This window comes from Halochromatium sp. NSM3 (assembly GCF_059621085.1).
The window spans coordinates 15,843-27,753 of sequence record NZ_JCAQIA010000042.1 but is presented as its reverse complement, the minus strand read 5'-3'; the positions used below and the strand labels follow the sequence as shown (position 1 = coordinate 27,753).

Sequence of the window (11,911 nt, the reverse complement as noted above, 5' to 3'; positions counted from 1 at the left end):
TCGAGACCCTGGAGCGCCTGCGCCTGAGCGAGGCGCGCCTGCAAGAGGCGCAGGCGATGGCCCATGTCGGCAGTTGGGAGTTCGATATTCACAGCGGCCAGGCGCAATGGTCCGATGAGACCTTTCGCCTGTTCGGCTTCGTGCCGGGCGAGGTGGACGCGAGCCTAGAAGCCTTCCTCAAGATCATCGACCTCAAGCATTGCCTGCGCCTGAGCAGGGCCTATGCGGCGGCGAAAAAACACCCGCAGGGCGCCTATCACACCGAACTCGATGTCTGCGGCCCGGACGGCATCAGGCGCACCCTGCTACAGCAAGGGCGCCTGCACCTCGACGCCACGGGCGCCCCCGAGCGCCTGGTCGGCACCTGCCTGGACGTCACCGAGCTGCGCCGCACCGAGGCCTCGCTGCGCCAGCAGGAGGAACGCTACCGGCTGATGGTCGAGAACGTCGAGGACCTGATCGTGCGCGTCGACGTGCAAGGTCGTTTCGAGTTCGTCAGCCCCTCCTACTGCCAGACCTTCGGGCGCACGGAGCAGGAGCTGCTGGGCAACACCTTCATGCCCTCGGTGCATCCGGACGACCGCACGGCGGTCGCCGACGCCATGCAGTCACTGCATGCACCGCCCTATCATCGCAGCCTGGAGCAACGCGAACTCACCGTCCATGGCTCGCGCTGGCTGCAATGGTCCAACACCGCTGTGCGCGATGATCGCGGCGAGGTCGTCGGCATCATCGGCGTCGGCCGCGACATCACCGAACGCAAGCAGGCCGAGGTCGAACTCGCAAAACGCGAGGCCATGGTCAGCGAGCTGCTCGCGCTCGCCACCGGCTTCGTCAGCGTCTCCGATGACGCCAGCAGCACGAGCACCGAGCAGGCCCTCGCGCGCGTCGGCGACTTCATTGGCGCCGATCGCAGTTATCTGTTCTACCTCAGCGCCGACGGCGGCAAGGTCGAGACCATCCTTGAGCAGACCGCCGAGAACGTGGCCTCGATTCGCGCGCATTACCTCAACCTGCCAGCCACCGAGCTACCGATGATGATGGCGCCGCTCGCCGTCGGCGAGCCGGTGGTGATCGCCGATGTCGCCGAGTTCGGCGCCAGCCGCTGGGTTCGGGAGCGCCACCGCATCGAGACCCAACAGGTGCGTGCCTTGCTGCTCGCCCCGCTGCAGATCGACGAGCATCTGTTCGGTTTCGTCGGCGTCGAGATGGTGCACACAGCGCGCGCATGGAGCACCGTCGAGGCCCAATTCCTGCAACTGTTTGCCAACATCCTGGTCGCCAGCGAGCAACGAACGCGATCGCTCGCGGCGCTCAGACAGAGCAATGCGCGCTACGACACCCTCGCGCGCCAGAACCGAACCATCACCTGGGAACTCGACGCGGCCGGGCGGTTTCATTACATCAGCGAGGTCTGCGAAGCCGTGCTTGGCTATGCCCCCGCCGAGATGCTCGGACGCCATTACAGCGACTATATCGCCGAACCGGAAGCCGGCGAACAGGCCACCAAAGCCGCCGACCTCATGGCTCGGCGGCAGCCACTCGATGACCTCATCATCCCTTTTCGCAGTCGTGCCGGGACGCCGCTTTGGCTGTCGAGCGACGGCCGTCCCATCCTCGCCGAGGACGGCCACTGCCTCGGCTATCGCGGCACCACCAAGGATGTCACCGAGCGCCAACTGGCGCTGCAGCGGCTCGCGCGCAGTGAGGCGCGCCTGAGCGCGATCTTCGACAACACGCCCATCGGCATCGCGTTGATCGGTCAGGATCGGCGCCCGCTGCTGGTCAACCAGGCGCTGGCACAGTTCCTGGGCCGCAAGGCCAAGATCCTGACCCAGATGCGCCTCAACGACATCACCCACCCCAACGATCTGCATGGCACCTTTGGCGCACTCGACGAGGTGCTCAAGGGACAGCGCGGCGCCTATCGCACCACCAGTCGTTACCTGCATGCCGATGGGCAGGTGCTGTGGGGCGATCTGCGGGTGTCGTTGCTCCCCTCAAGCACCGCAGACGGGCCCATTGCGCTGGCGATGATCGAGAACGTGACCGATCTGCACGAGGCCCGCGAGCGCCAACGCGCCGCCGAGCAGGAGCTGACCGATTACGCCGAGCAGCTCGAATCCCTGCTCGACCTGGTCAATCTCTCGATGCCCTACACGGAGCAGATTCAGGCGCTGCTGCGACTCGCGCGCCGCAGCCTGCGGCTCGACAGCGCTGCGGTCTGGCGACTGGGCGCCGATGCGAGCTGTGAGCTGCTCAGCGCGGTCCCCGACGATCACGATCCGCCCCAGGCGCCGCCGCCGGCGCTCACCGACGAGGCCTTCGCCGAGCGGAGCAATCCGGTCATCATCGCAAGCTCTGCGGAGGCGGCGGCCTCCCCGGAGGCGCACTCGGCCATGATCGGCGTGGTCATCGACGGCACCACCCCGGACGGCGATCAGGAGCCGCTCCTGCTCACGCTCGAGCATGCCAGGGCGATCCCGCCGCTGGAACTCGGGCAGCGCCAGTTGTTGCGCCTGATCGCCCAGCGCATCGCCGCCGTGCGCTACCGCCACCAGTTGCAAGAGAACCTGATCCAGTCGCGCGAGCGCGACACCATCGGCCATCTCGCCAGCGGCGTCTCGCACGACTTCAATAATCTGCTCGGCGTGATCGACGCCAATCTCTTCTTCATTGCCGATGGGCTCGACGAGCAGGCCGCCGCCGACCCCGAGATCGGCCAGGTCATCACCGAGACCCGCAGCGCGCTCGGGCAGGCCAAGATCATCACCTCGGGCATGCTCACCATCAGCGGCTCGGGCAAGATCCCGCTCGAGGCGATCGACCTCGCCAGCACCATCGGCGAGCTTGAGCAGATCCTGGCTCAGGTGTTACCGCCGCGCATTGAGCTGCGCATCGACATCGCGGCCGGACTGCAGGCCTACAGCAATCGTGCCTTCCTGCAATCGGCGCTGCTCAATCTGGCGCTCAATGCCCGCGACGCCATGAGCGAGCAAGGGACGCTGACCATTGCCGCCCAGCCTGTTCATGCCGAGACCGAGACCCAGACCGACAGCCAGCCACGGGTCGGCAGCATGCCGGCGGCGGATTGCGTCGAGGTCCGCGTGACCGACACCGGTAACGGCATTCCGCCCGAGCTGCTCGAGCGCATCTTCGAGCCCCAGTTCTCGACCAAGGCAAAACATCGGGGTCATGGGCTCGGACTGTTCATGGTGCGCGAGTTCGTCGCCCGCACCCAAGCCGGCCTCTGGGTCGACTCCGACAGCGCTCAAGGCAGCCGTTTCCGGCTCTTACTGCCCGCGCGCGCGACACCCAAGGTGCTGCTGCCCCCCGCATCACTCCCGGCGTCGCCTCCTTCACCGCCCGAAGCGCAACCAGGGCAAACGGCGCAATCCCCGGCGGCAATCGATGCAGCGCAACGCGAGCAGGCACCGCGCCGCATCCTCTTGGTCGAGGATGACCGCCGCGTGCGCGACGCGCTCTCCCGCCTGCTGAAAGTCGAAGGCTTCGCGCTCGAGACCGCCAGCCACGGCGAAGCGGCCCTGCAGCGGCTGGCGGCGCTGGAGGGGGGCATCGATCTCGTGCTGTCCGATATCGCCATGCCGGTGATGGACGGTCTCGACCTGTTCGCGCGCCTCAGCGAGCAGTATCCAACCCTGCCGGTGATCTTGATGACCGGTCAGCAGGCGCATTGGGAGCCACCGCTGAACAGCTGTGGCGAGCCCGTGCCGATTCTGCGCAAACCGATCGATCTCAGCACCCTCAAGGACAGCATGCGCCAGATGCTCGCGCCCACCCAGGGCGCCAACGAAGCCTCTTAACAACTCTTTACCAATGGACTGAGGCGGCTGTTCTATTCTCAGGATCACCATCAAGATTAAACGCGCGGAGCTTCGCCGCGTTGCCATCGGCGAACGTCTCAACAGCGCGGGAGATGACCCCGAGAGAGGAGAGTCCCATGGTCCTTAGCTGCTTGGATGACGATCCACGGATGGAAAGAACCCTGTGCCGCTTTGCCGGATTGCTCGGCCACGAGGTGCGTTTCCAGACCACCAGTGGCGCCCTGCGCGACGATCTTGACCGCCACGTGCCCGATGTCATCGTACTCGATCTCAATCTCGGTACGGAAACCGGCGTCGACGTTCTCGGTTGGCTGTCCGAGTACCACCCGAGGGTGCCGCTCGTGTTCCTGTCGGGTCTGGGCGACGAGCTGTTGGATACGGCGCGGCGCATCGCCCGGGACAAGGGCCTGATCGTGTTCGGCGCCGTCAATAAAGCCAATCTGGTGCGCGAACTCCCGGAAGCGCTGTCCCGGCGCACTCCCCCAGCGCGTCCGAAAAAACCCCAGGCCCAGGCTCAAGCCCAGAAGGCACTCAGTGTCGAGCTGCTGCGCGAGTCTTTGCACGCGGGGCACATCAGGCCCTACTTCCAGCCGATCCTCTCGGCGCGCACCCTGCGGCCGGTCGGCGCCGAGGTCTTGGCCCGTCTGCCGCTGCCCGAGGGCAGCGTGCTTGGCGCCGAGGCCTTCATCCCGCTCGCCGAGCGCTCCGGGCTGATCATGGACCTGACGCGCGTGCTCAGCGAACGCCTGATCGAACTCGAGCCGCAACTCAGGCCGCTCGGGCTCGAGTTCCTCTCGGTCAACCTGTCCGCCGCCAACATCGAACGCAAGGGCGCGACCGCGATGGTCAAACGCCTGGTCGATGCCTTTGCCGGCAGCAGTCGCATCGTCATCGAACTCACCGAGACGGCGGTCCTACCCGACCTGCAACAGATGCGCGCGCTCACTACCCAACTGCGCCTCGGTGGCGCCTCGCTGTCGCTCGATGATTTCGGCATCGGTTATTCGAGCATCCGCGCCCTCGCCGAACTGCCTTACGATGCGCTGAAGATCGATCTCTCGTTCGTCGCCGAGATGTTCGACTCGGAGAAATCCGCCAATCTCCTCGCCTCCATGCTCTACATGGCCCACAGCCTGAACCTGCAGGTGGTCGCCGAGGGCGTGGAGACCGAGGCGCAACGCGATCAGCTCATCGCGATGGGCGTCGATCACCTGCAAGGCTATCTGTTCGGTCGCCCCATGCCGATCGAACAGTTCGTGACGAGCGGCGAGCGCACTTAACAAGTCTTTACCAAGGCCTTCATCCCGGCGGGCTAGCCTATCCATCGTCGAGAGCCCAGACGCCGGAATACAGCCGGACGCGCTCACAGCGATGACAGACCTCAGACTCGAGGAGACCAACCATGCTGAACGCCCCGAAGATCAAAGTGCTCTGCGTCGATGATTCGGCGACCGTCCGTGAACTCCTCTGCGAGATCATCAACGCGCAACCGGATATGGAAGTCGTTGCCGTCGCCGCAGACCCGGTCATGGCGCGCGAGCTGATCAAGCGACATGATCCAGATGTGTTGACGCTCGACATCAAGATGCCACGCATGGATGGCCTGGAGTTTCTCGAACGCCTGATGCGGCTGCGCCCGATGCCGGTGCTGATGATCTCCTCAAGAACTCACCCAGGCTCTGAGGAAACCCGGCGCGCGTTGGAACTCGGCGCGCGGTATGTGATCGCCAAGCCCCGCGTCGGCCTGCGCGATGGCTTGACTGCGGAGCGTTCGGCGATCGCCAATAATATCCGCGCCGCAGCGCGTTCACAGGCGCTCTTGCCCCGGCCCCGCCCGGCATCGGCGCCGATCCGCTTGCCCAAGCCGATTCGGACAAGCGCGCCGAGCAGGCCGGCCAGCGATAAATTCCTGCTCATCGGCGCCTCTACCGGCGGCACCGAGGCCATCCGCGAGGTGCTCGAGCAACTGCCGGCCAATACCCCGCCGGTGCTGATCGTCCAGCACATGCCGGCCGGTTTTACCCGCTCCTTCGCCGAGCGGCTCAACCGCACCAGCCCGCTCCACGTCAAGGAGGCCATCGATGGCGAGCGCCTGCTGCCCGGACAGGCCTATCTCGCGCCCGGCGACCGGCATCTGATGCTGGACCGCAAGGGCGGCGACTATGTCACCCGTCTGGATGCGGGTCCGGAGGTCAACTGTCACCGCCCGTCGGTGGACGTATTGTTCCACTCCGCCGCTCGACTGGTCGGACGCAAGGCCACCGGTGTGCTGCTGACCGGGATGGGCAAGGACGGCGCCGCCGGCCTGCTGGCGATGCGCGAGGCCGGTGCGCTGACGCTTGCGCAGGACGAGGCAAGCTCGGCGATCTTCGGCATGCCCCGCGAAGCCATTGCGCTGGGCGCCGCGCGCGAGGTGGTCTCCCTGGAGGCGATCGCACCCCGGCTGAGGGCGCTAACAGCGGCCCCAGGCCAACAACAGCCGCAGGCGACCCGCGCCGGGCTCGACCTGCGGCTCGCTTTCATCGAGCCGCGACTTTCGGCCATACTAGGGGTCTCTCATGGTCGCGAACACCATCCCTAGTCGCCGGAATAGTCGGCTCTGGCGCTAACGGTCTGTCGCCGATCGACCACAGTCGTGCATGTTAGCCAGGGGATACGCCTTGCCAAGTCGATGGTTTCGGAGGGGGGCACCGAGCCAACGCGGGGAATCGCAGCGAATACCTCAAACAGACTGGAGCCCGCCGCTGCTGACGCTATTGCTCGCTGCGGCGGCGGCGGTCGGCAGCGCTGTTTCCCTACCGCTGCTCTACGGTTTGCAATTCCCCTTCGGTTTGGTGGCCGTGCTGCTGGCGCTGGTCTGGCTCGGGTTGCCGGGCGGGCTTGTGGTTGCCGCCGTGCAGGCCGCTATCACGACCCTGCTCCACGAACAGCCCGATGGGGTGCTGCTCCTAGGAGCCGAGGTTGTTTTCGTTTACGTCCTGTTGGCGTGGGCCCGGCGGCGCGAGCGCGAACCGCCCTTCCTACCGCTCTTGGTTGGCCTCTACTGGTTGGTCCTTGGCACGCCACTGACGTTGCTCCAAGACCAGCTCTGGGGCAACGTCGAGATCGTGCCGACACTGGTGCTTCTCCTGAAGCAGGCGGTGAACGATATCGTCGCCGCGCTGCTTGCCGAATGCGTGCTCCTCGTCGTCGCGTTGTTCCGTCGCTGCCCTCCCAGCCTCTCCATCCGTCGGCTTCTGCTCGTGCTCTTCAGCGTGACGGCGCTGTTTCCAGCCTGCGTCCTGACCTACCTCGGCACGCACGATTTCCATCACCGGTTGGAGCGTGAACTGCTCGACCAGTTGCGCCTCTTCGCCACCCTCGCCGCCGAGATCTTGCCCGAGGACGCCGCCAACTCGCCGCCACACGCCTCCGAAACGCAGTTGCAGCGCCTGCTCGCCAAGCATTTACCGCGCACCGCAGACCCGGTCGTGCGGCTGCTGCCAGCCACGGTCGCCGCCACCGATGACAAGCCGCCCGCGACCTTCGCCGATCAACAGCGCCTCCTGCCGGTGAGCCACGGCAACGCCGGGCCGAACGATCTGCCCGATTGGCGCCAGGTACGCTACCGGCTCAGGCTACCGTTGCCGGAGACGACGCATCTCGCCGCGATCGAGATCGATCTCAGCGCCCGCTTTGTGGTCGAGCAGGTCCATGCCTGGCTGCAGCGCTGGCTGCTCGTCTTATTGGGCTGGGCGGCGCTGGTCATACTCGCCGCGCACTGGCTCAGCCACCGGCTAGCGGCGCCGTTGCAAGCGCTACTCATCAGGGCCGATGCGCTGCCAGCGTTGATCGATTCGGAGCAGCCCATGCCGGCGCCGCCGATGAGCCCGATCAAGGAAGAGGTGGCCGCCGCGCGCGCGATGAACGACCTCGGCAAGCGTCTGCGGACGAGCTTCAGCGCGCTCGCCAAGGAGCGTGATCGACAGCGCGAGGAGCGTGCGCTGCGCACCTTGCAGGCCGAGACCTTGGGCGAACTCATCCTCGCCGATAGCGACGAGCAACAGGTCGCCGAGCACCTGTGCCGGCGCATCGCCCAACACCTGCCTGGACATGACTGCAATCTGGCGGTGGCAACCCCGGCGGAAACCCTCGAGGTGCTCGCCGCTCCGGGCCTGGATGCCGAGAGGACCGCACTGCTGAATACGATGCTCGCCGGCCAACAGGGGGCCTTTGCCTACCGCCACGCCTTTGAAACCGCCGAGTTCAGCGCCACGACCGACCTCGCCAAGACCGCCGATCCGCAACCACGGCTTCGCCATCCGGCGGCCAGTCTTCCGGGCGCGTGCTGGTGTCAACCGATCTGCGGTCAAAATGGCCGTGTCCTCGGCGTGCTCGCGATCGCCGCGCCCGAGCCGGGAACCCCTGGGCGTTTTGCCCGCGCCCTGCTCGACCATGGCGCCTCGCTCGCCGCCGTCGCCCTGACTAGCCTCAAGCTACACCGCGACCATCGGGTCCTGCTCGACGCCCTCTCGCAAGCCGAAACCGGTATCGTCATCGCCGAACGCCTCGGCAATGGCGACCATGCGATCCGCTTTGTCAACAAAGGCTTCGAGGATCTGACCGGCTACAGTCGCGACGAGGTGCAGGACCAAGACTGCCGCTTTCTCCAGGGCACGGATCGCGACCAGCCGGCGCGGCGCACCATGCGTACCGCACTCGCCGCCGGCGAATCATGCCAGGCGACGTTTCGCAATTACCGCAAGGACGGCAGCCTGTTCTGGAACTCGGTCAGCATCACGCCGGTGGTCGATGCCCAAGGCAAGATCAGCCATTACATCGGCATCCAACGCGACGATACCGAGCGCCGCCATGCGATCGAGCGCCTGCGTGCCAGCGAGGCGCAACTGCGCGAGATCACCGAGACCATCGAGGAGGTCTTCTGGGTCTTCGATCTTGAGCAGGATCAGCTCACCTATGTCAGCCCCGCCTTCGAAGCGATCTGGGAACGGCCGGTGGCGGCGATCCGTGCTGATTATCATCTCTGGCGCGAGAGCCTCCACCCCGCTGATCGCGATCGGAAGGTCTGGAGTCGCACGGAGACCATAGCAGGCAGCGGCCCCGAGATGGTCGAATACCGCATCGTCACCCCTCATGGCGAAGTCAAATGGATCGCCGACCGTCGCTTCCTGGTCCATGACGCCAACGGCCAGCCCTGCCGTTTCGTCGGCGTCGCCGCCGAGATCACCGACCGCAAGCACGCCGAGATGGCGCTCACCGAACACCGTCAGCGTCTGGAGCAGATCATTGAGGGCGCCCGCGTCGGCACCTGGGACTGGTGCTTGACGACCGACGAGATCGACTGCAACGACCGTTGGGCCGAGATGCTCGGCCACCGGCTGGCCGACCTGCGGCAAACCACATGCATGATGTGGCGCGAGCGCATGCACCCGGAAGACTTGCCTGCGGTCGACCGGCGGATGCACGCCCATCTCGATGGCGAAGAGGCGCTGTTCGACTGTGAATTCCGCATGCGTCACAAGGCCGGCCACTGGGTCTGGATACAGAGCACCGGCCGTCTCATCGAGCGTACCCCCGATGGCCGTCCACAGCGCCTGATCGGTATCCATCTGGAGATCACCGAACGCAAGCAGGCGGAGCTGGATCTGATCGCCCGCGAACGCCTCGAGCGCGAATTGGTGGCGCTGACCACGACCTTCATCGACCCCTCCGACAAACCCTTCGACACGCTAGTCCAGGATGCGCTCGCGAAGGTCGGACACTTCACCGGCTCCGATCGCGCCTATATCTTCCAACTCAACCGCGACGGCAAGACGTGCAGCAACACCCATGAATGGGTCGCGGACGGGATTGAGCCGATGATCGCGACGCTGCAACACTTTTCGGTCGCTGATTTCGCGGTCCTGATGGATGCCCTCACGGAGGCCGACATGGTCGTCATCCCGAGGGTCGCCGATCTGCCCGAGGACTGGGCCCGTCTTCGCCACCATCTGGAACTCCAGGACATCCAGTCGCTGATCCTGGTGCCACTGCGGCGCAAGCAACGCTTGAGCGGTTTTATCGGTTTGGATGCCGTGCATCAGGAGCGCGGTTGGCTCAAGGGCGAGGTGCATTTCCTGCGCGTGCTCGCCAGCGTGTTCGTCGGCGCGCTCGAGCGCAAGCGCGTGCTCACCGAACTCTGGGCCAGCACCGAGCGCTATGATGCCCTAGCGCTGCAAAGCCGCATGATGACCTGGGAGATCGACACCGCTGGCCTCTATACCTATGTCAATCCCGTCGCCGAGTCCCTGCTCGGCTATCCACCCGAGGCCTTGATCGGTCGCAAGGCCTTCTATAAGCTGATCCCCGAGCCTGAGCGCGCCGAGATCAAGGCGCAGGCCTTCGCGCTCATGGCGGGGCACCAACCCTGGCGCGATTTCCAGGTTCCCGTGCGCGCCGCCGATGGCCGCCGCCTGTGGACCAGTGTTGATGGCCAGCCCATCCTCAGCCCCGATGGCAGCCTGCTCGGCTATCGCGGCAGCACGCTGGATATCACCGATGTGCAACACGCCGAAACCCAACGCCGCGCCGCCGAGCAGGCGCTGCAGCACTATGCCGGAGACCTTGAGCGCCTGGTCGACCTCAGCAACTGCGGGCTCGACCCCAGCGAGGAGATCGCCGCGCTCCTCGCCATCGCCAATGACGCGCTCGGCATGTGCGTCGCCGAGACCGGCTGGCGCGCGCCTGAAACGCCCTATCAACGCTTGGCGCGCCTGCTGGTCGCCAACGACGGGCCAGCCGAGCTGAGCGCGCAAACCACAACGGAAGCGCTCTTCGCCAAGCCCTCCAACGCGCTCGATCAGCCGCAACTGATCTGCGGCTCGGCGCTGCCAACCGCGCTCAGCGCGCATGGCTACGCCAGCGCGGTCGTGCTCGCCTCGCGCTTTCCGGGCGATGCGGGGCAACAGCGTTGGCTGCTGACCCAACTCTGGGATACCCAGGCGCGCAACACGCTCAGTCGTGCCGAGTGCGAGCTACTGCGTTTCATCGGCCAGCGCATCGCCGCCATCGAGCACGGCGCGCAGCTCGCGCGCGACCTGGTCAGCGCCAAGCAGCGCGAAACCATCGGCCATCTGGCCAGCGGCGTGGCGCATGACTTCAACAATGTGCTCGCCGTGCTCGACGCCAATCTCTACTACCTGAGCGCCTTGGTCGAGCGGGCTGGTCTCGATGACGACAGCCAGCAGGTCATCGACGACATGAACAGCGTGCTCGGCCAGGCCAAGGTCATCACCTCCGGGATGCTCGCGCTGAGTCGAGCGGGCGGGGTCCCGCTGCGCGCGACGGTGCTCCACAAGCCCCTGTCGGAACTCGCCGACATCCTGCGACTGATGCTGCCCGAAACGCTGAACTGGGATCTGCGGGTCGAGCCCGAACTCAATGCTCGCACCAATGCCGGCTTCCTGCAGGCCGCGCTGCTCAATCTGGCGCTCAATGGACGCGATGCGATGTCGGAAGGCGGCACGCTCAGCGTCATCGGCCGCCGCGAGCATTGGACCGGCGAGCCGGCGCTGGCAGTCGGCGATCTCCCCGCAGGCGACTATGCCGTGATTCGCGTCACCGATAGCGGCAGCGGCATGACGGAAGCGGTGCTCTCGCGCATCTTCGAGCCGCTGTTCTCGACCAAGACGCAACACATCGGCCACGGGCTGGGGATGTTCATGGTGCGTGAGTTCGTGCAGCGCTCTGGTGCCGGGCTGTCGGTGCGCTCGACCCTTGGCGTTGGGACCACGTTCTCGCTCTTGCTGCCACTGGCCGAGATGGAGACCGAAGACACGGTCTGAGCGCGGCTGTCGGCGATCGCCGCCCGCTTGTCGGCTTGTTGCCCGTCGCCTGTCGGCTGTCCGACAAGCCTCCGGCGGGTTCGTCGCGGATCGCTCAATCCGAAAACAGCCTCAAGACCAACACCAAGTCTGATGCGTGCGTTCGCCGCCGAGAAAAAGCTGCCTATAACTCATAAAATCAGTCGGTTATCGAGACAGCCTAGCCATTGTGGCAGCGATGCTTGAGATTCTGGCCTGGTGTTT

Annotated in this window: 4 protein-coding genes; all 4 read left to right on the top strand. The window is 65.8% G+C overall.

All coding sequences use genetic code 11. The features are described from left to right. Positions 1-3,824: PAS domain S-box protein (locus tag AC54T3_RS14935; RefSeq protein ID WP_496625988.1), on the top strand; the 3,824-nt coding region annotated here is incomplete at its 5' end. A gap of 137 nt (positions 3,825-3,961) precedes the next feature. Then, positions 3,962-5,125, top strand: a complete 1,164-nt coding sequence (locus AC54T3_RS14930; RefSeq protein WP_496625986.1) for an EAL domain-containing protein — start codon at positions 3,962-3,964, stop codon at positions 5,123-5,125. A 122-nt stretch (positions 5,126-5,247) separates the two neighbouring features. Further along, a complete protein-coding gene (locus AC54T3_RS14925) occupies positions 5,248-6,426 on the top strand; it encodes a protein-glutamate methylesterase/protein-glutamine glutaminase (RefSeq protein ID WP_496625985.1) in 1,179 nt (392 codons plus the stop codon). Between the two features lie 175 nt (positions 6,427-6,601). Beyond that, on the top strand, positions 6,602-11,668 hold the full coding sequence (locus tag AC54T3_RS14920) for a PAS domain S-box protein (protein ID WP_496625983.1): 5,067 nt from the start codon (positions 6,602-6,604) through the stop codon (positions 11,666-11,668). Positions 11,669-11,911 lie beyond the last annotated feature (243 nt).